This is a genomic window from bacterium, assembly GCA_012517375.1.
Lineage (GTDB): Bacteria > Hydrothermota > Tepidihabitantia > B3-TA06 > B3-TA06 > JAAYVC01.
This window is the reverse complement of sequence record JAAYVC010000012.1, coordinates 29540-48823: the sequence shown is the minus strand read 5'-3', so window position 1 is coordinate 48823 and position 19284 is coordinate 29540. Positions and strand designations below refer to the sequence as shown.

19 protein-coding genes are annotated in these 19284 nt (G+C 49.6%); 16 read left to right on the top strand and 3 right to left on the bottom strand.

Going from position 1 to position 19284, the window contains the following annotated elements:
* The 4 genes from GX441_01750 to GX441_01735 form a co-directional block, all read left to right on the top strand.
* A partial coding sequence (locus GX441_01750) for a hypothetical protein (GenBank protein ID NLI97365.1) occupies positions 1 to 599 on the top strand: 599 nt, incomplete at its 5' end.
* Complete coding sequence (locus GX441_01745; GenBank protein ID NLI97364.1) at positions 580 to 1416, top strand: YihY/virulence factor BrkB family protein; 837 nt, start codon at positions 580 to 582, stop codon at positions 1414 to 1416. The genes GX441_01750 and GX441_01745, both read left to right, overlap by 20 nt.
* A gap of 666 nt (positions 1417 to 2082) precedes the next feature.
* Positions 2083 to 2373, top strand: a complete 291-nt coding sequence (locus tag GX441_01740) for a hypothetical protein (protein ID NLI97363.1) — start codon at positions 2083 to 2085, stop codon at positions 2371 to 2373.
* Positions 2367 to 4067, top strand: coding sequence for a redoxin domain-containing protein (locus tag GX441_01735; GenBank protein NLI97362.1), 1701 nt, complete (start codon positions 2367 to 2369; stop codon positions 4065 to 4067). Before GX441_01740 ends, GX441_01735 begins: the two co-directional genes overlap by 7 nt.
* A 62-nt stretch (positions 4068 to 4129) precedes the next feature.
* Here the strand turns inward: GX441_01735 and GX441_01730 are convergent, their stop codons facing one another.
* The gene (locus tag GX441_01730; protein ID NLI97361.1) at positions 4130 to 4564 is read right to left on the bottom strand and encodes a hypothetical protein; all 435 of its coding nucleotides are present in this window, start codon (positions 4562 to 4564) and stop codon (positions 4130 to 4132) included.
* A 1-nt stretch (position 4565) separates the two neighbouring features.
* Entirely contained in the window at positions 4566 to 6509 is a 1944-nt protein-coding gene (locus GX441_01725; protein NLI97360.1) for an OmpA family protein, read from the bottom strand.
* Positions 6510 to 6904: 395 nt separating this feature from the next.
* On the opposite strand from GX441_01725, the gene GX441_01720 reads away from it, so the two are divergent.
* The 6 genes from GX441_01720 (at position 6905) to GX441_01695 (ending at position 14219) form a co-directional block, all read left to right on the top strand.
* Positions 6905 to 8701: a tetratricopeptide repeat protein gene (locus tag GX441_01720; protein NLI97359.1), complete on the top strand. Its 1797-nt coding sequence runs from the start codon at positions 6905 to 6907 to the stop codon at positions 8699 to 8701.
* An 80-nt stretch (positions 8702 to 8781) separates the two neighbouring features.
* Complete coding sequence (locus GX441_01715) at positions 8782 to 10440, top strand: OmpA family protein (GenBank protein ID NLI97358.1); 1659 nt, start codon at positions 8782 to 8784, stop codon at positions 10438 to 10440.
* Positions 10441 to 10577: 137 nt separating this feature from the next.
* Positions 10578 to 11828 carry a Glu/Leu/Phe/Val dehydrogenase gene (locus GX441_01710; GenBank protein ID NLI97357.1) on the top strand — a complete coding sequence of 417 codons (1251 nt, stop codon included), beginning with the start codon at positions 10578 to 10580 and terminating at the stop codon, positions 11826 to 11828.
* Positions 11829 to 12370: 542 nt separating this feature from the next.
* Positions 12371 to 12703 carry a hypothetical protein gene (locus GX441_01705; GenBank protein NLI97356.1) on the top strand — a complete coding sequence of 111 codons (333 nt, stop codon included), beginning with the start codon at positions 12371 to 12373 and terminating at the stop codon, positions 12701 to 12703.
* A gap of 66 nt (positions 12704 to 12769) precedes the next feature.
* Entirely contained in the window at positions 12770 to 13243 is a 474-nt protein-coding gene (locus GX441_01700; protein NLI97355.1) for an ACT domain-containing protein, read from the top strand.
* A complete protein-coding gene (locus tag GX441_01695) occupies positions 13236 to 14219 on the top strand; it encodes a DUF4388 domain-containing protein (GenBank protein NLI97354.1) in 984 nt (327 codons plus the stop codon). Before GX441_01700 ends, GX441_01695 begins: the two co-directional genes overlap by 8 nt.
* Before the next feature lie 71 nt (positions 14220 to 14290).
* On the opposite strand, the gene GX441_01690 is transcribed toward GX441_01695, so the two are convergent.
* Entirely contained in the window at positions 14291 to 14671 is a 381-nt protein-coding gene (locus tag GX441_01690; protein NLI97353.1) for a hypothetical protein, read from the bottom strand.
* 328 nt (positions 14672 to 14999) lie between these two features.
* Between GX441_01690 and GX441_01685 the strand changes: the two genes are divergently transcribed.
* Genes GX441_01685 through GX441_01660 form a run of 6 tightly spaced genes read left to right on the top strand, consistent with a single transcriptional unit; the run spans position 15000 to position 19057 of the window.
* Positions 15000 to 15578 carry a pyruvate synthase gene (locus GX441_01685; GenBank protein ID NLI97352.1) on the top strand — a complete coding sequence of 193 codons (579 nt, stop codon included), beginning with the start codon at positions 15000 to 15002 and terminating at the stop codon, positions 15576 to 15578.
* Positions 15575 to 15877 carry a 4Fe-4S binding protein gene (locus GX441_01680; protein ID NLI97351.1) on the top strand — a complete coding sequence of 101 codons (303 nt, stop codon included), beginning with the start codon at positions 15575 to 15577 and terminating at the stop codon, positions 15875 to 15877. Before GX441_01685 ends, GX441_01680 begins: the two co-directional genes overlap by 4 nt.
* The gene (gene porA, locus GX441_01675) at positions 15874 to 17052 is read left to right on the top strand and encodes a pyruvate ferredoxin oxidoreductase (protein ID NLI97350.1); all 1179 of its coding nucleotides are present in this window, start codon (positions 15874 to 15876) and stop codon (positions 17050 to 17052) included. The genes GX441_01680 and porA overlap by 4 nt, the downstream gene beginning before the upstream one ends.
* Complete coding sequence (locus tag GX441_01670; protein NLI97349.1) at positions 17052 to 17981, top strand: pyruvate ferredoxin oxidoreductase; 930 nt, start codon at positions 17052 to 17054, stop codon at positions 17979 to 17981. The genes porA and GX441_01670 overlap by 1 nt, the downstream gene beginning before the upstream one ends.
* Complete coding sequence (locus GX441_01665; protein ID NLI97348.1) at positions 17942 to 18475, top strand: roadblock/LC7 domain-containing protein; 534 nt, start codon at positions 17942 to 17944, stop codon at positions 18473 to 18475. The genes GX441_01670 and GX441_01665 overlap by 40 nt, the downstream gene beginning before the upstream one ends.
* Before the next feature lie 6 nt (positions 18476 to 18481).
* Positions 18482 to 19057 (top strand): GTPase domain-containing protein, encoded by a 576-nt coding sequence (locus GX441_01660; protein ID NLI97347.1) that lies wholly within the window; start codon positions 18482 to 18484, stop codon positions 19055 to 19057.
* Positions 19058 to 19284: the final 227 nt, after the last annotated feature.

The window sequence follows — 19284 nt, the reverse complement described above, 5'->3', positions numbered from 1 at the left end:
TCCAGCTGCGCAAGGACAGGCATTACCGTCATGTAATTAGCGGAATCTGGCGCCTTATAAGCGTTGCTTTATTGTATCTTGTCGGTCTCCTTGCGCTTGTCGTGTTCAAACGCTGGCAGAGACGATCAACCCTTCTTGTTGAACGCAATCCATGGAAGATGTTGTTAACCGGCATAATCATGAAACTTGCTATTGCTGCAGCGTTTGTTGTTCTCGTTATCACTCTCGTTGGTATTGCGCTGGTTCCCTTTGCAGTACTCTTTCTTTTTTTCATCTGGATGCTTGCAGTTCCCCAGGCCTCGCTATGGGCAGGGAAGCTCGTAAAAAAACTCTTCCGCATGAAAACGAACTCCAACGTAGGACTATATTCCATTGGATTTATTGGAGTTTACTCCGCATTTATCCTTAGCGCTTTGTTTCTCTTTCTGGGTAGATGGGCGGGCATTCCATCAAGAATATTCTACGTTCTTGGAGTATTAATGATATTCGTGGCTATGGCTATGGGAAGAGGAAGCATCATATACGCTATGCTGTTTTCCAGGGAGGCGCGTGCGCTCGAAGCAAATGCAAAGGAGAGTGTTGAGAAGCCGAAGGGCTAAAAGCGGGATATTTTCAAAGCTGGGGCGCGAGTTCGGGGATATTATGAACAAGTACAACCGGCGTAACGGTCCGCTTCTGGCAAAAGGACTGGGATTCAGCTTTCTTTTCGGGCTTCTGCCGTTGCTTTTCCTTGCTGTTTCTGTTGCCGCTTACAGCTACAGGTTCCGTCCAAATGTTCAAAGCTTCATTGCTGAGAATTTCCTTGATTTCCTGCCTCCGGATGCGCAGGGTTTTTTCTTTTCTCACCTGACTAAAGCTGCAGGCAACTGGGGAGCAATTGGCATTGCAGGTATCATCCTTTTGCTTACGGTCTCCATCGCGCTCTTCGACTCGCTCGAACGTGCTTTTGCCACTATGCTTTCGGCTCCGCGCCGCAAGTTTCATACCGGCAGACTGATCTCCCTTGCCCTTATGGTTTCAGGCGTTCTGCTATTCTTCGTCGCGGTTTCATTCTCAACCATCGCATCGTACTTCAGGCATTCATTCAAGCTCTCGCCCGCGCTCGTCTACTGGGGAGGCAAGGCTATCGGCGGATTCTTTTTTACGCTCGTTCTCCTCGGACTCTTCTACCTTTTTGCCAGACGCAGGCTCAGGTTCTGGCCTACACTTCTCATTGCCTTCATTTCCTCGGTAGTATGGCAGCTCATCGGCGTGGTGGGCTCTGCGTTTATCCAGTTTGCGGGCAGCCGAGTGCTCATATACGGCGCTTTGGCGTGGGTTACACTCGTCCTTGTCTACATGCGGGTGCTAGCTGAAATACTCCTCTTCTCAAGCCTTCTCGTAAGCAGGGCTACGCCACCCGAAGAAGAAGCGTAGTTTTACCTCCACAAAGCCGCTTCGCAACTTTTTTGGGGTCCCCTCACACAACTCGAATAATAAAATGACTTGACATAAAATGTTTTATTAATAAAATCTATTTGTACAATCAATCTTCTAACCTCAAGGATGAAGGATGTCCGTGTTTCTAAGTATAGTGCTTTGCTTACCGCTCGTAAACTCATTCGTAGGCAAACCGCTAACATTTCAGTATATGCTGGATTCAACTAATATGGTTGTCATAGCAAAAGTGGACAGCATCTGGTACTCAATGGATACGATTGAAGGAGTCGTGAACGATAAACCCTTTCGACGAGTAACCCCAGTTACACTTGTTTCTTCAAGTATTATTGCACTCTATACCAAAAATGATAGTCTGCTTCTACCTCAGGGTTCATTTAAAATTGTTTACGAAGGCGGCGAATGTCCTGACGGGTCGTTTCTGTTGAATCCTGATGGACCAAAATTTACAACGAGAGAAGTATTCTTAGCCGCCTTATTTGACAGACCACTGCAGAATTCAAAAACCGACCACCTTTACAACGTACACCCCCTTATGAAATATACTATTGCCAACGATTCAGTTTACCTTTTTACGCAAAGACCAATGCCACTTTGTGATGCGATATGTAAACTGTCTGCCAGTTTCATCCAAAAGGCTAATCAATGAAGCGGCTGATTCTCGTTTCCTTGGTTTTATTTGGTTGTGCTCAAGTCGCGTTTGCCTACAACCTTCTGGGCTACTGGCCTATTCCGCCAAAAGCACAGCCCTACGATCCTATAAATGTACATTACAAGATTAACGAGGATGGGGACCCTGGCTGCATCAACGGCGATGAGTTTGAAGCCGTGCAAAGGGCGTTTCAGACGTGGCAGAAGATATTGACAACATATGTTTTTAAATTATACTCAACCGTATATACGCAAATCTTTAACCTTAAGGAGAAAGGATGTTAGCGGTTTTACTTCAAGTTGTTATTATTTCACAAGCGCCTGATACGGTTCAACCCGTTATTATATGGGAGCCTGAGAAACCTGCATGGGGCGATACCGTGACGGTAACGTACCATCACGATGCACCTGGTGCATTGATAAAAGGGCATGTCCCTGTATACGGGTGTATTGATATGGAAAAGGTTATAGCTTTCGAGCAGGAAGGCAACAGTTCACGAATGCATTTCAGGGCGCCAGATTCTGCATCAAGTGTTCTGATTTATTTCTACTCATTAGAAGATTGGGATGCGCGAGCCACTCTTGAAATAATGCTTGAGAAGCCTTCGGGCTGGCATTCAATCGAGGAGGAGCTTTCAGAGATAAGAAACAGGCTTTTTAGGGCGAGTTCAAACCGTTACCCGAGAGATTCTGCGCTTTTACTGCTTGACAGCTTGAGGGCAAATCCTTTAGAGCACCCTTACTATTATTTTGCCTGTATTGATGGTTTCATGAGGCTTTCAAATTCTGATACTGCATGGGCTCTGCTTACTGAAATGCGAAAAAAATACTCCGGAAAGAAGGAATACTCAAATGCATTAAGCAGCGTAGATTACGTTGCATACACTGATCCTGCCTGTCTATCCGAAGCAAGGAAGGATACACTTAATCAATGGATAGATGATGAACTGAAAAGAACCGGTTTCAGCTTTCTTATTAATACTGCTACGAAAAGGTGGCTTGAGGATTCTACCAGCTTAAGCAAAAAGGAACGAGAAAAAATAATCAAGAGATTTTTATCGAAAGAACCGCTCAATCCAATGCTTCATTCCTTTCTGGCGATGTTTTACGTCCATGAAGCTGACACTGCCTCAGCAATAAGAGAGTATTCGAGGGCTGTAGAGATCATTCTTTGCGGAGAAGTCCAAAAGAATACAGGAGATCCAAGTCTTAATCCGGCAACCGTTACTAGATGGCTTGAGAATTGGACGCTTGAGCGCGGTAAGCTTTACGCAGGTTTGAAAAGGTATGATGAAGCGCTTGCGGATTTCAGCTTCGTCACTCTTTTTAAAAGAGACTATGAAGCCGATGCATATTTTGAGCAGGCAAAGGTCTGGCAACGTCTTGAACGTTATAAACGGGCTCAGGATTACTTTTTGAAAGCATACAGCCTTGGCAACCAAAATGCAAGACCTGCCCTTGAGGGATTACATCTTCTTAATACAGGCAGCCGCGCCGGATTCGAGGAATGGCTCGGAGAAGCGATGACTTCCCAGGAAGAGAATCTCAATACAACCACTGATTTCGGGTTCAAGGATCTCGAAGGTAATGCGGGCAGATGGTTCGATTACAGGGGCAAGATTGTTGTAGTTAATGTATGGGGCATTGGCTGCGGTCCATGCAAGAAAGAAATACCGGATTTGAATAAACTCGTAAGCGACTACAAGAATACTGGAGTCGTATTCCTTGCATTTACAGGCGACTCTCCTGAAGCCTTGAAAGAATATTTCAGCGAACATCCCTTTGACTATGCAAATCTTATTATCACTGAGGGACAGCCTTTTATGAAATCCTTCAGATTACCGGGGTCAATACCGTGGCACGGTATTATCGATTCTTCAGGTCGGATTCGGTACCGCAGGTTGGGTGCAAGAGAAGATAATTCCGATCTTAAGCTTGTCATCGACCAGCTTTTGCGAGAACGGACGCAAGGCAAGTAATTCTGATCGTCTGATTTGCAAAGAAGGGGCCTTGCGGCCCCTTCAATCTTTTAATCCTCAAATTACTGAACAGTTTGGAGCCCAAGCTCCTTGCGGTAGTCTTTCCAGAGTTTTTCGACCTCATCCTCGGCGCGTTTTGCCCTGCGGTAGGCGTTGAACCACGCTTCGGCTTCCCGCTCGCGGGTCTGCTCCCAAAGCGACCGGGCATGGTCGATAGCTTTTTTCAGCTTGCGTTCATCCTTCACGAAGGGCGATTTGTCGCCGCCTGTTGCGGTCGAAAGGGTCTCTAGTTCCGCTTCAATCGAGTTGAGTTCCTGGGTGAAATAGACGTACACGGGTTCGTGCATCTGGCTCAGGGTCTTCTTGAAACCCTGTATGGAGAGAAACGTGATTAAGTTAATAAAAACCGATACCAGAAGCAATCCTGCAAGAATCCACGCGAGTACTGCCGCAAAGGATGTCTTTTTAGCTTTACCTGTTTCGGTTTCTTTTGCCATTTCAGATTTCTCCGAGTATTACGAACTCAACCCTGCGGTTGAGCTCCTTGCCCGCTTCTGAAGCGTTCGATGCGACAGGCATTGATTCGCCGTAGCCTCTTGCAACAAGACGCTTGGCGTCTATCGCATGCTGCATAACGAAGTAGCTTACGACCGAAGCCGCGCGGGCCTCTGAGAGCTTCTGGTTGTACTCGTCGGAGCCGTCCGAATCCGTATGTCCCTGAATCTCCACCCTGATAGAGGGGTTTTCCTTGAGTATCTTTGCCGCTTCGTCGAGAACCGGATAGCTCTCCGGCTTGATTGTAGCCTTGTCGTAGTCGAAGTAGATGCCGCGCAGAGTGAACGTCATGCCTTTCTTTACCAGTTTGAACTCCTTTTCGGTGACCTGGTCTTCGACGATCACGAGAGGGGAGGGCTGGTCAATATATCCCTCTGCGGAGACAACTATCGCGTAGGTGCCTGCGGGAAGCTCAGCCTTGAACACTCCAGTGGCAGGGTCGGACTTGACCGGTTTTATATCCGTATCAGGGAAGGTGACCGTACCTGATACGGGCTCCTCTGTTTTGCGGTCCTTTATCTGGCCCAGAAGCTGGCCCACTACCTTCGTCGTCTTGAGCGTCAAGTCGAGCGTTGCGGTCTTATTCACTTCAATCTGAATGGTGCTTATGGTCGGCATGAATTCGGGGGCCGAAGCTTCAATAGAGGCAACGCCTGTGGGAATTGAGTCTATCCTGTAGTATCCGTTGCCGTCCGTCTTCACCGCAGGTCTTGAAAGACCCTTCAAGGTTACGGTTGCAACAACGGGCCTGCCCGTTTTTGCATCCTTGACAACACCGGTGACTGAACCGTAAGTCTGCTTAGGCATAAGGGTTATATCCTGCGTGGAGGTCTCATTCTCCTTTACGACCACCGGAATGCTCGTCTCGCGGTAGCCTTCTGCTTGAATCTTAATCGTTACGACGCCCACGGGAACATCCTTGAACTCGTAGACGCCGGTGGCAGCGTCGGTTATTACGGCCGGTATCTTTATCATGGTATCAACGAACGAAACCCTTGCGGCAATCGGATTACCAGAGATATCATCCCTGACAGAACCCGCTATCACGCCGACAGGGGGAGGGGACGGTCTTAAGAAGGGTGATACGAAATTGATGCCGAAGATGCCCTGGAAGGTAGGTATAGGATTGCCGAAATTATCCGAACCGAATGCAATGTCTAGTCCAAGGTCAAGACCGACGCCGAACGGGAAGGTGAACTTGATGCCGGGCGTTATCCTGATGGAGTTCGAGTCCAGGTTGAAGAGCGAACTCATGCCCTGGGTTGTGGTTGCCTCGAGCGTTACGGCGTAAGTCTTTGCAGGAAGTTCCAGACCCAGGCACATGGCGAGCGAGTCTCCGACGCCTGCGCCCGTATTGCCGAGATAACCAAGGTTCAGAACCAGGTTGAAGGGAGCGGCTATCGAGACATCCTTGAAGTCGAAGCCCAGAAGAAGTCCGCCGCCGAAACCGAAGCCCGGCGTGACGCCTGCCGGCGTCAAGCCGAACTGGTCGTTAAGGGTGCTGAAAGAGCCGACACCCATTGCCCCGAACTTGAAGACCGGTATTCCGATTACGCTAGCTTTAAGGCCGAACTTCGTGTCATAGAAACCCGTTCTCATGTTTCCGAATCCAAAATCCTCCGTCCACACTCCGTATGTAGGCGATACCCAGAACTCCATCCAGTCCAGCGGAGCATATGTAACGCCGCCGCGGAGTCCGAGCTGGTAAAAATCGGTGCCGCCGACGTTCATGCGCTGGAAGGTGTTGTGCAGGGATAGTGAAAGCATTCCATAACCGTCCGACTTGGTGTCCGTCACCCTGTAAAAACCCCTGCTGCCTCCAATGGCCGGAAATCCCATTGCCACCACCGCCGCGAGTAATACTACTGCGGAAATACGCTTAAGCATTAAGCCTCCTTGGTCATTGATGTTTGTTTTATAGAAAGGATTGTAAGAAAAACAGCGTCCGTGTCAAGGAGTATATACACCCGACAAAATCGTGAAACGATTTCGTGCGGACCCCGTTTTTTTGCACCAGACGTCTGAATCGCGTCGTTCGCGTATGCCCTGGACTCCAACCCTCCTCAGAAGACCCTCACGGAGTCGCCCCACCCTACCTTCCTGCCAAGAGAGAGGTCCTCCCTTACCTGAGGGGAGGGAAAAAATGGAGGGTAATGCCTCTCTTTAAAAATGGAAAGAGATAAAATAATCAGGTAAGATTGAGCTTACCCATGCCTTTGTTGACAAATTAACCCTCAATCATATAATGAGTTAATCAATAAAAATTAACCCAAGGAGGGAGTATGTTTAATTTGTTGCTTTTAATTGTATCGCAATCATCCCCGATAACATATGTAGATCCAGTCGATGTTGTTGTTGCTGGTTTAGTTGAATATCGGCCAAAGCTTCTTTCGTCCTTCGAGATACCGGCGCGGCTTTCAGTGGATTCCATGTTTGCAGATGCAGATACTTCCGACTCAATGCTTTCGCTCGGAATCGAGGTCTTAAGGCTTGCTAACAAGGAGTTCGAGAGGGGCAAGTATGATGCCGCCCTCAATTACTACGAGGAGATAGTCGAGGAGCCAAGCACCGCTTCGACGCCTGCAATGAGTCTATTGTACGAGTATGCATTGTCCATGACGCTTCTTAGCCTCAACCGCAGTGACCAGCTATCAACCTATAATGCGGCTATGTCTCTTTCGAAAAACTATCTCGAATCGACAGAAGATGATTCCTTATCGGTTCCGCACGGCGCAGACTTGCGGGCGTTCATCCTTTTCAACCAGGCGGATGCAACCTACTACGCTTCCTACAACAGGGGCGAGATTCGGAACGTAAAGAGAAGGGAGCAGGCAAGACAGGAATATCAAAGCATCCTTAAAAAGTACCCCAAATCCTTTGTAAGCGACATCGCCCGGGTCTCTCTCGCGTGGTACGATCTGGAGGCTAAGCGGTTCGACTCAGCGCTTTCGGAGTTTGACTCCATCATCGCCTCGACCCGAAACAAGGACGCATTGGTTCTTGCAAGGTATGGTCAGGGACTTGCTCAATACTTTAAGGGCGATTTCCTGAATGCGGCGAAATGTTTCTTTGACGAGAAAAACTGCGAAGAAGAGATGAAGTTAACGTTGAATCGTGAACAAGAGACAAAGAAGCTCACCTACAATGCCCTGGCAGACAGCCTTGTTGACCGCTCGCTATTCTGGCGTGGTAAGAGCTTTGAGCAGTTAAATTTCTTTGGCGATGCCCTTCTTGTTTACGAGCATATCGCGGATACCTACCCCCAACGAAGGACGGCAGGCGACGCCTGCCAGAAGATGATAGAATTTTATATGCGAGCTAAGCAGGTGGATAATGCAGAAAAGAGGGTGGAGGTGGTCGGTGGAAGGATGAAGACTAACCGCTCTATCTATCGCGACGCTTACGGATTCGGGCTTGCGTCTCTATTCGATTACTACCTGAGCATAGGCGACGAGAAAACGGCCGAGGTTTACGCAAAGCGACTCACGAAGGAACTCGGAACTACAGAAAAAAATGTGACAACCCCTCATCCAATCTATAATCCAACTGTTTATGACATTCCGGATTTGAGAAAAAAGATACGGAAGATAAGTGAACGTAATCCGCAAAGCCAGTACCTTCCTGATCCGCTTTTTCTTTTGAGCTACCTTTTGATGGAATCAAAGAACTACGATGAAGCCAAAGACATTCTTATGAAGCTCAAAAGCTGGCCTGTTCCGGATGCAGTTAAGGACAGGATGCCTGAGATATCCGTTCAGCTCGGACGATGCTACTACAACTTAGAGCAGTATGCTCAGGCAATTACCGAGTTCGAGGAATGGCTCACTTGCTATACCACGGGCGATGATGCCAGACTTGACCTTGCACCTTCGGTGCACTACTATCTCGTCTTATCCTGCATCGGGGCGGAGAAACTCGAAAAATCGGAATCGAGAAGCGTGGAATTACTGCAAAAAGCGCTCGTAAACCTCGAAACTATCAAGAAGGATTACTCGGATTCGGATTTCTACAAGAGGCAGGGCGTAAAGGAAGACATAGAAAAGCTCATCGGCGACTGCAAAAAGGAAATCGGGCGGTAAAAGTACTCGAAACATTTACCTTGACAAACGCCCCATTTATCAATAAACTTTATAAATTGTAAACTGAAAAAGGAGGCGAGATGGGCAAGAAGATAGCGCTCGTCCTTTTTGGGACAGCCCTTTCGCTCTTTGCCGAATTTAATCGTTCTTCGCTACTTATAGATATACCTACGGCCTATGTTCTGAGACACAAGGTCATTCAGGGCACGGCTGTTGGAGCGTTTTCTTTGGCAGTTGCCGACCCAAGGTCTCCTTATGACCTGGATGTTTGCGTGGGAGCGGGCATTGGAGATTTTCTCGAACTATCTCTTTCTGCTTATTCGTTTGAGAACTATGCGCTCGGCGTAACTGCCCTTTTGGTTCGTGAAGGGAAATATTACCCTTCACTTGCCATCGGAATGCACGAGATTACGTGGGTTCCTTATATAGGCTCGTTCGGCGGCGGCACAGACCCTGCCGCAGGCAACAATGACCCCGAGGACCGTCTTATCACAGGTAAACCGGGCTTTTCGTACTGGGAGCAGCAGGAATGGTTCAGTGCCTTCGCAGTCGCTTCCAAACAGTTCGGAAAGTACTTCAGGACCCATCTCGGTCTGGGCAGGGGCCGCTACACAGGCTATTACGGTTTCGAAAGATACCTGAATACCGATATTTTCAACAACACGGGCGTATCCAACTTTGCGTTCGGTCTCTTTGGCGCGTTCGAATTCAACTACGAGGAATGGCTCTCCATTGCTGCCGAGTACGACGGCCGGGACATCAACCTCGGAACAAAGGTCGGATTCAGCAACTGGGAGGTTTACTTCGCCGCCACGCGGCTCGAAAACCTAATGTACCCCTCGTCCGGATACTACCCCTGGCTTACTGCGGGATTGAACTTCTATACATCCCCCCACTCAGCCTTAAAAGGTTCAACCTTATCCGGCAGGGTCCTTTACCCTTCAGGAGAGGCGGCTCCCGGCGCCAACGTCGAAATAATCGGCGACGATTATGACCAGAGCGCCGTTTCCACAGAGAACGGCGCCTACCGCCTCCGCGCCTTGCCTCAAGGGTCTTACAAGGTGGCGGCATCGCTTGAGGGCTTCCGCAGCAAGACGGTGACTGTCAAGACGAACTCCTCATCAAACACCAAGCTTGACTTGCTTCTTGAGGATATATCTAACAAAGGAACCATTCAGGGCAAGGTGCTTGACGGAGATGACGGCACAGGCATTATCGCAAACGTCTATATTATCGAGGCGAACGACGTTGTACGGGCCGGTCCACGCAACGGCGAATACAGAATAGTGGGTCTCGATGCCGGCAAGTACAGCCTTCGCGCCGAGTCTAAAGGGTACTTCGACCGCGAGATTACATGCCAGGCGGAGGCAAGCCGCACTACCGAGATGAACATAGTGCTCAGCAAAAGCTGGACTATTTTCCATTTCAAGCCAGGCGAGAAGATGATTGAACCGCGATACATTCCAGTTCTCGAAGACGTTGTCAAGTTTCTAAAGGACAGGCCGAACATGGTTGTCGAGATACAAGGACATACGGACAGCATAGGCGACGCAAAGGAGAACAGGGAGCTTTCTCGTTCCAGAGCGGAGGCAGTGCGCGATTACCTGGTCAAGCGCGGCATAGGTGAAAAACGCCTTATCGTAAAAGGGTACGGTGAACTTTCGCCCATCGGGGACAACAGAACCGTTCTCGGCAGGGATATGAACAGGCGTGTAGAGCTGAAGGTCATAAGCGAGTGACAAGGTCCTTCGGACTCTAAGATACTGGAGTGCAGGAAGGGGATAACGGAGAGAGGAGACGCGGGACATCAAACTAAAGGAGAAACTAAAATTTTAAAAACCCTAATGTCTAAAACCTCAATTTAGGAGGATAACTAATGAGCGAAGAGCTGAACCCCTTTAAAATAGCACAAGCTCAATTTGACGAAGCGGCAGAGATACTCGGCTTAGAGCCCGCCATGCGCGAGATACTGCGCTGGCCCCGCCGGGAATACGTATTCACCGTCCCCGTTAAGATGGATGACGGAACCACGAAAGTCTTTCACGCCTACAGAGTTCAATACAACGACTCCCGTGGACCCACAAAGGGTGGGATTCGCTGGCATCCTGACGAGACCATAGACACCGTGCGTGCGCTTGCCGCATGGATGACGTGGAAAACCTCCGTCGTCGATATCCCATTGGGCGGCGGCAAGGGCGGCGTAACATGCGATCCCAAGAAGCTTTCCGAGAGGGAAAAAGAGCGTCTTGCACGCGGATGGATGAAGGTTATTGCCCACGAACTGGGCGGCGACCGCGACTGTCCTGCTCCTGACGTCTACACCACCCCCCAGATAATGGCGTGGATGATGGACGAGTATGAAGCCATTAAGGGCTACAACCATCCTTCGGTAATAACAGGCAAGCCTATTCCAATAGGCGGCTCCCAGGGTCGCGGCGACGCTACCGCGCGCGGCGGCGTATACACCGTCCGTGAGGCAGCGAAAACCCTCAAGATTGACCCCAAGGGAACATATGCGATTCAGGGATTCGGCAACGCCGGACAGTTCGCCGCGCTCCTGCACCCCGAGATTCTCGGCGGCGGGAAGCTTATCGCAGTCTCCGACTCCTCAGGCGGCATCATAAAGAAGGACGGAATGGATCCCAAGGCCATCGTCGATCACAAGCTCAAGACAGGCAGCGTGCAGGGCTTTGCCGGCTCCTCCAAGATAACTAACGAGGAGTTGCTGGAACTGGATGTAGATATCCTGTATCCTTCCGCCCTTGAGAACGTCATCACGAAGGATAACGCCAAGAACGTCAAGGCAAAGATAAGCTGCGAACTCGCCAATGGACCTACCACGCCGGAAGCGGACGTCATTCTCCACAAGAACGGCGTGCACGTCATTCCGGACTTCCTCGCGAATGCGGGCGGCGTAACCGTCAGTTATTTCGAGCAGGTACAGGGCACGTACAACTACTACTGGCCTCTTGAAGAGGTGCAGAAGCAGCTTGACGCCAAGATGACCAAGGCATATCACGCAGTTTACGATATGCACAAGGACAAGAAGGTGCACATGCGCCTTGCCGCATACCTTGTGGCCGTAAAGCGCGTGGCCGAAGCCGTCAAACTGCGCGGCTGGGTATAAAATCACCCCAACCGAATACTACGTATTCGGCCGGGGACCCCGGCAAACAATCCCACCCGATTGCTTCGCAATCGTGCGAGGACCCCATCCTCTAAGATTTGTAGGGCTGGCGAAAGCCAGCCCTCTCTTTTTTTGAATCTCAGATAGGGGGGAGGGGGATTCCACCCCACAAGCCTGCTTAGCATGCTCGCGGGGACACCGAATAGATATTTTAGGCTGACCTTCTTCACGCTTACACATTAAAACTCCAGTCGTTTCTTTCCCCACTCCTTTTCAATCGAAAAAGCCAGGAAGCTTTTTATCCAATTCTGAAGCAGGCTTACTCAATATCTCAGTTCAAATCCGATTCGTTTTTAGAAAATAAGAGAGTTAAAATCTTATGATCCAGGTATTGATCCTGCAGTTTTTTCAAACAGGGTCGGTTTAAGGGGATTACGCTCGTTAGTTATCAAAAAAAACCGCTTTGATTTTGTTATTAACCTTGACAATTCATGAGAATTACCTATGCTTATATAAACATCGGTCAACCGGAGGAGATGTTTATGAAAAAAATCTTTGTGATGTCTTTAAGTATTGTTCTGTTTGCGGGTTGCGTGTCGACAACGCCTGCTGTAAAGGACGATAAACCCGAACAAAAAAGCGGGTATCCAGGAAGATGGGAACAGGCCGTGCTGACCCAGGACGATTTTGGTTCGGAGCTTTGGGTAGTCCGCGAGAACGAAGAGGTTTGGGTTATTGCATCTAAAACCAACTGTTTCTGGGCTCGACAGTACGTGGGCAAATCCGTATGGTTCAGATGGGGACCTATCGAGTCTCAGCTGATGAGCGATAATGGGGATATATGCGAATTCTGGACAAAGAAGAGGATTCAGTAGCTTAAGATATCGAAAAGCATTGACATAAGTTGATATTTAATTATAATCTTAAACACAAGAGGATGTATGCAGGACAGGATTGATTTAATCATTGAGACCCAGCCAAAAATAACGATGGTAGTTGCCAAATCTTTATCCAACTCTCCGGGTATTGCGGCTGAGCTATTCTCCGCCCTGGGAACAAAGGGTTTCAACATCGAGATGATTACCCAAAGCATTATTAATGACAATACCGCCGATATTTCTTTCGCCATAATGTCGGATGATGCCCAGAATGCAGTCGAGCATCTTAAGACTTTGAGCGATTTAAGTATTAAGGAATTTATTCTCTATCCCGGGATGGGCATACTTACCGTTTATGCAAAGGGGCTTTCAGGCATTCCTGGTATTGCTGGAAAGGTTTTTTCAATTCTCGCAAAGGAGGGCGTCAATATAGAAATGATATCGACGTCTTTAAGCTCTATAAGCGTTTTGATATTAGAAGAGTATCTTGCGCCGTCGAAGAATATACTCGATAAGGAGTTAAAGCTCAATGCTTGAGGGAAAAATAGAGCGCCAGGGCTTTCTTGATATAATCCAGCTTCTGACCATGAGTCGCAAGACGGGTAGGCTTGAGGTAACCGGTGAGGTCGAGGGTCAGCTTTTCTTTTCCAACGGCGATCTCCTGGATTGCCAAACAAACAAACTAGTCGGTGATGAGGCTTTTATAGAACTCTTCATCCTCGTTTCCGGCGCCTTCAAATTTCATGAGGAGGGGGTCAATCTCTCCCGCCGCATATCAAAGTCGCTCACTGACATATTGATGATAGCCTCCAAGCAGGCGACCGAATGGGACTCTGCGCGTCAGGAATTGCCGTTCGACGAGGCCGCTCTCGTTCTCGCGCCGGTAGACCCCGAAGCCGCCAAGGATTTTCAATTCGGCGCCCTCGGCTGGGCGATTATCTCTCAAATAAACGGCAGACGTTCATTTCCGGAGATTGCAAGAATCCTCGGGAAACCAAAAACCAAGGTCGCCATAACCATCGCTGAGTTAAAGAAGCAAGGGCTTGTTACGACCGAGGATTCCGAATCCGCCCTGCTGCGGACCGTATTCCGCAAGACATCGGACGTCATATACAGGTTGATAATCAACAGGGTAAAGCCTCGCATAAGGGACCGCATCTTTACTGACTTCAACAAGTGGACCTACTCAAAGGGTTTCGATATCAGGATGCTGGAGAACGAAGGAGTGACGAACAATATCCCTTACGATATGCCTATAGATGACAAGCATCTTGCCTACAGACAAACCCTTGAGCAGATGAACGAAGCCGCCCAGACGGGCATCACAAGAGCCGAACTCTCCGATCATCTGTCCGAGCTCTACGAAAGATTAACCGCTGAGGAAAGAAGAATCGTGGTTGACGCGGGACTCAGCAAATTCCTGCCTACTGAATCGGGCAAGAAGAACAAAGGCACCGATTTCTGGGAGACTGCCGCTGATTCTATCGGAACAGACGGGATTCTGCCCAGATAATCTCCCCCCCCAAAAGCCCAAAACACAGGACAAATTGTAATCGCTTCGGTGAAAAAGGAGTTATTTCTAGCTTACGCTCCGGGTAATGGAAGAGACGAACGGAGTTTGTCTGAATATACTTTGCTTACGTAGCGGACCGCACCAAGATTGGCGCCGCGGGGTACGCCAATCGCCAGAAACACCTTGCCTTCATTGTCAATCGGCTTGGTTAGGAAATGCGCGTCGCTTGTAGAAAGCAGATTATCTACAAGATTCCCCTTGCGTATCTCCCTCACTATCTTCGATATATTTCTCATCACTTCAGTAAGCACCGCGCTCGTAAAATCTGCATTTTCTCCGCCGTCTCTGGTTTTTGATGCAAGTATAAGGCCGTCCTCGCCCACTATACACACCGAAAAAGCCTCTTGAAGCCACTCAGCCATTTCTTCCAGGTACTTGTTCACTTCACGCATCAGGAATCTCCTTTTTTTGATTTAAGCTCTAATCCTAAGCGCAGTTTTGTCCATGTCAAGATAATGACTTCGAAACCGCACCATCTTTAGATGTTGTGTACGACTATCCAGTCGTTAATAACAAATAAGATATCGCATCCTGGACTACTTAGGACTACTGAATCATCTCCTGGCATCCTGGGTTTCCAGGTCCTTAAGTTATGAGTTTAATCGCCTGTTTTTTTGTTTTATCAACCATTACTGGGCAATCGTGACAAAAAAAGGCTTTGTGTTTAATGTGTTGACAATGTCCGCAGTATGGCGTAAAATCGATTATTTCGGAGGCTAAATGCAAAAATATTTCGAAGTTCGCTGGCACGGCCGCGGAGGTCAGGGCGCTAAAACTGCTGCCCTTCTCTTCGGCGAGGCAGCAATGGAGACGGGTAAATATATACAGGCTTTTCCCGAATATGGTCCGGAACGTACCGGCGCGCCGGTAAAGGCTTTCAATCGTCTTTCAGACGGACCCATACGCATACACACTCAAGTTACGAATCCTGATGTTGTTGTGGTGCTTGATGCGAGCCTGCTTGATTCCGTAAACGTAACGGAAGGGCTTGCATCGGGCGGCGCACTCATTATTAATACGCAGGAAAGCGCTTCCAAGATGCGCGAGAAAATAAAGGTGCAAGGTATCAAGATCGCGACAGTTGATGCCACAAAGATTGCTGTAGAGATACTCAAAAAAAATGTTCCCAACACGGTTATGCTGGGTGCAATGGTAAAGGTAACGGGCGCTCTAGAATGGAACTCGATGCTTGAATCAATAAAGGCAAAAATGTCCGAAAAGTTCCGCGGCCGCAAAGAACTGGTGGAAGGAAACGTCAATGCAATCAAACGCGCCTATGATGAAGTGGAGATAGCATGAGCATGAAGTTTGATAAGCAGATGAACTGGAAGGAATTGCCGGAAGGGTGTTTAATAGATGAACCCGCTACATCTCTTCATTTCAAGACAGGTGACTGGCGCAGCATGAGGCCTTTATGGTCCGAAGAAAAATGCATTCAGTGTCTTGCCTGCTGGATAAACTGTCCGGACACAGCCATTGTAGTCGAGGACGGCAAGATGAAGGGAATGAACTATGACTACTGCAAGGGCTGCGGCATATGCGCGTGGGTCTGCCCTCCAAAGGCTTCGGCCATAGAAATGGTAAGGGAGGAGAAATGAAGACTCTTGCCAAGACAGGAAATGAGGCGATGGCTTACGCCATGAAGCAGATAAATCCCGATGTTGTAGCCGCCTATCCAATTACGCCTGCAACTGAGATTGTGCAGATATTCTCGAACTATGTGGCGGACGGAGAGGTAGATACCGAGTTCGTCGCCGTCGAAAGCGAGCACTCCGCGCTTTCGGCATGCTTCGGCGCCTCAGTAGCCGGAGCAAGGGTTATGACTTCTACCTCCTCCCAGGGGCTGGCGCTCATGCATGAGATCCTCTACATCGTCGCAGGCAACAGGCTTCCTATCGTAATCGCCCTTGTAAACCGCACTCTCTCCGCGCCAATCAACATTCACTGCGATCACTCGGACACCATGGGTTCGCGCGAGGCGGGCTGGATTCAGCTTTACTGCGCCAACTCTCAGGAAGCCTACGACTCCATCATAATCGCTCTCAGACTCGCGGAGATGACGAGTGTTCCGGCAATAGCCTCCACCGATGCGTTCATCATCTCTCACGCAATGGAGAGGCTTGAGGTTCTTGATGATGCGGATGTTCAGAAATTCATCGGCGAATTCAAACCCAAGCTTCGGGCTCTGGATACCGATCATCCCATGACATTCGGTCCTTTGGATTTGCAGGATTACTACTTCGAGCACAAGCGCGGCCAGCTCGATGCAATGAGCAAGGTTCTTGAAGCTTACGAAAAAGTGGCGCGCGACTACGAAAAGATTTCGGGCCGTTACTACCCGACGGTTGAGGAATACCGGACTGACGACGCCGATGTGGCTATCTTCACGGCTGGTTCGACAGCCGATACCGCCAAGGAAGTGGTCGACGACCTTCGCGAGAAAGGCCGCAAGGTCGGGCTGGTTCGGATGCGCATGTGGCGTCCGCTGCCAGTCGAGGCGCTCAAGAAGGCGCTCGGTAAGTTCAAAGCCGTTGCTGTGATGGACCGCTCCGACACAATGGCCGACTTTGGCGGCCCTGTATTCGTGGAGACGCGTGCGGCGCTCTACGACATGCCGAAAAAACCGTTGATGACCGATTACGTCTACGGACTCGGCGGCAGGAACATAGAGATATCAGATATAGTTCATGTTTACGATGAAATCGAGAAAGTCGCAAAAAATGGAAAGGTCGAGAAGATGATTCAATACCTCGGCGTAAGAGGGGAGGCGTAATGGCTACACTTAAGGATCTTGCAGCGCGCAGTGAAGGACTTGTCGGCGGACACAGGGCATGCGCAGGCTGTGGAGCGTCGGCTACGCTGAGGCAGATACTTCTTGCCGCTTCTGACAAGCCTGTGGTTGCCGGCATCGCGACAGGATGCATGGAAGTGGTCACGACCATATTCCCGTATACCGCCTGGAATATAAATCTCGTTCACGACGCCTTCGAGAACTCAGCCGCGACCGTTTCAGGAATCGAAGCAGCTTACAACGTTCTCAAGCGCAAGGGCAAGATAAGCAAGGATATCCGCTTCATCGCTTTCGGCGGCGACGGCGGCACGTACGACATAGGCATTCAGGCGCTCTCGGGCGCGCTCGAACGCGGACACAAGATGCTCTACGTCTGCTACGACAACGGCGCGTACATGAACACCGGCTATCAGCGTTCTTCGGCGACCCCGTTCTGCGCCAACACAACCACCTCGCCTGTAGGCTCCAAGGTTCCCGGCAAGAAACAGGTACGCAAGAATCTCACCGAGATCGTCATCGCGCACGAGCCCGCATACGCAGCGCAAGCGACGCCCGGCTACTACATGGATCTTATAAAGAAAGTCGAGAAGGCTCTTGCGGCTGATGGCCCCTCGTTCATCAACGTTCTTTCTCCTTGCGTTCCCGGATGGGGATATCCTACCGACCAGACGATGAATATTTCGAAACTTGCAGTGGACACCCTTTTCTGGCCCCTTTACGAATGGGAAGCCGGGAAATACAAGATAAACATGAAGCCTCGAGAGCCGAAACCTCTTGAGGATTTTCTTAAACCTCAGGGACGTTTCAGCCACCTCTTTAAGCCTGGTAACGAGCGCCTTATAGAACAGTTCAAGGCTCAGGTTCAGGAGCAGTGGGAGAGACTCCTCCGCAGGGAACAAGCGAGCGGATAGTCATGTTGATAGATCGCATCAAGCTGTTCGAATCGGGTTTCCAGTCGATAAAGGAAAACATAGAGAAGCTTCTGCAGCAGTCTGACGCTAAGGCAGTGATGCTGGTTGACCGCGACGGGAACTTGATAACGAACGCGGGTGAAACGGATAAGATTGACCTTGAGGCGTTCGCAACGCTAGCCGCAGCCGATTTTGCAGCCACTTCGCAGCTTGCGGAGATTATAGGAGAGGCTCAGTTCCGAACGCTCTACCACCAGGGTGAACGCGATCATCTCTACTTTCAGGTCATAGCGCGCAACATCATCGTTGCCGTGATTTTCGACCAGCGGACCACACTCGGTCTTGTCCGGGTGAGAGTGAAACACGCATCCGAAACGCTTTCGAAGATCCTTGAAGAGATATTTGGCGGTCAGCAGACGAGCGGACCTGAAGATGCAAGCATCGAGGACATTTCGAAGGACATCGAAGACGAACTTGACAGACTTTTCGGCTGATTCAAAATGGCACTGATAAACTACGCAACCAAAGAGATCAACGTCAAGATAGTATACTACGGGCCCGGCCTCGGCGGCAAGACATCAAACCTGCGCTGGATATACAGCAAGCTAGACCAGAGCACAAAGGGCAAGATGATTACGCTTGCTACCGAGATGGACCGCACCCTCTTCTTCGACTTTCTCCCTGTAGACCTCGGAAGCGTGCGCGGGTTCCAGACGCGGTTTCATCTGTATACCGTTCCCGGTCAGGTCTTCTACAACGCATCCAGACGCATAATACTGCGAGGCGCAGACGGTATCATATTCGTTGCGGATTCCCAGCGTGAGCGCAAGGAAGACAATATCGAAAGCCTGCAGAACCTCAAGGAAAACCTCGCGTCCTTCAATCTCAAGCTTTCGGACAGCCCCTATGTGATGCAGTACAACAAGCGCGACCTTCCGAACATTATGACCGTCCCCGAGATGGAGGAGTTCCTGAATTCCGAGAAGGTGCCGTACTTCGAAGCGGTGGCGACGCAGGGCATCGGCGTATTCGAGACCCTCAAGGAAATCGCCAAGATGGTGATACGGAAATTTTAGAACCCCGCGAAATTACTCTGCTCTGTAATTTCGCGGGGAACCCCCCATCCAATTCCTTGAATATGAGTGCGTGATTATAAGGGGCTCCCTCTTTGCACCAAAATAGCGCTTTGTGCTTTTCCCGGGAACCAAGTCGTCCACCTCTAAAGGTTTGTTCCTACGTTCGGTCTGCGGATATTCGCACTCCCTTGGGGTTCTACCCTGACCTGATGCAGAATAGAAAAAAT

Coding starts and splice junctions, on each gene's coding strand:
- GX441_01680 (NLI97351.1), top strand. CDS start 15,575: ATGAGCATGAAGTTTGATAAGCAGATGAACTGGAAGGAATTGCCGGAA.
- porA (NLI97350.1), top strand. CDS start 15,874: ATGAAGACTCTTGCCAAGACAGGAAATGAGGCGATGGCTTACGCCATG.
- GX441_01695 (NLI97354.1), top strand. CDS start 13,236: ATGCTTGAGGGAAAAATAGAGCGCCAGGGCTTTCTTGATATAATCCAG.
- GX441_01715 (NLI97358.1), top strand. CDS start 8,782: ATGGGCAAGAAGATAGCGCTCGTCCTTTTTGGGACAGCCCTTTCGCTC.
- GX441_01720 (NLI97359.1), top strand. CDS start 6,905: ATGTTTAATTTGTTGCTTTTAATTGTATCGCAATCATCCCCGATAACA.
- GX441_01700 (NLI97355.1), top strand. CDS start 12,770: ATGCAGGACAGGATTGATTTAATCATTGAGACCCAGCCAAAAATAACG.
- GX441_01725 (NLI97360.1), bottom strand. CDS start 6,509: ATGCTTAAGCGTATTTCCGCAGTAGTATTACTCGCGGCGGTGGTGGCA.
- GX441_01660 (NLI97347.1), top strand. CDS start 18,482: ATGGCACTGATAAACTACGCAACCAAAGAGATCAACGTCAAGATAGTA.
- GX441_01690 (NLI97353.1), bottom strand. CDS start 14,671: ATGCGTGAAGTGAACAAGTACCTGGAAGAAATGGCTGAGTGGCTTCAA.
- GX441_01730 (NLI97361.1), bottom strand. CDS start 4,564: ATGGCAAAAGAAACCGAAACAGGTAAAGCTAAAAAGACATCCTTTGCG.
- GX441_01670 (NLI97349.1), top strand. CDS start 17,052: ATGGCTACACTTAAGGATCTTGCAGCGCGCAGTGAAGGACTTGTCGGC.
- GX441_01735 (NLI97362.1), top strand. CDS start 2,367: ATGTTAGCGGTTTTACTTCAAGTTGTTATTATTTCACAAGCGCCTGAT.
- GX441_01740 (NLI97363.1), top strand. CDS start 2,083: ATGAAGCGGCTGATTCTCGTTTCCTTGGTTTTATTTGGTTGTGCTCAA.
- GX441_01685 (NLI97352.1), top strand. CDS start 15,000: ATGCAAAAATATTTCGAAGTTCGCTGGCACGGCCGCGGAGGTCAGGGC.
- GX441_01710 (NLI97357.1), top strand. CDS start 10,578: ATGAGCGAAGAGCTGAACCCCTTTAAAATAGCACAAGCTCAATTTGAC.
- GX441_01705 (NLI97356.1), top strand. CDS start 12,371: ATGAAAAAAATCTTTGTGATGTCTTTAAGTATTGTTCTGTTTGCGGGT.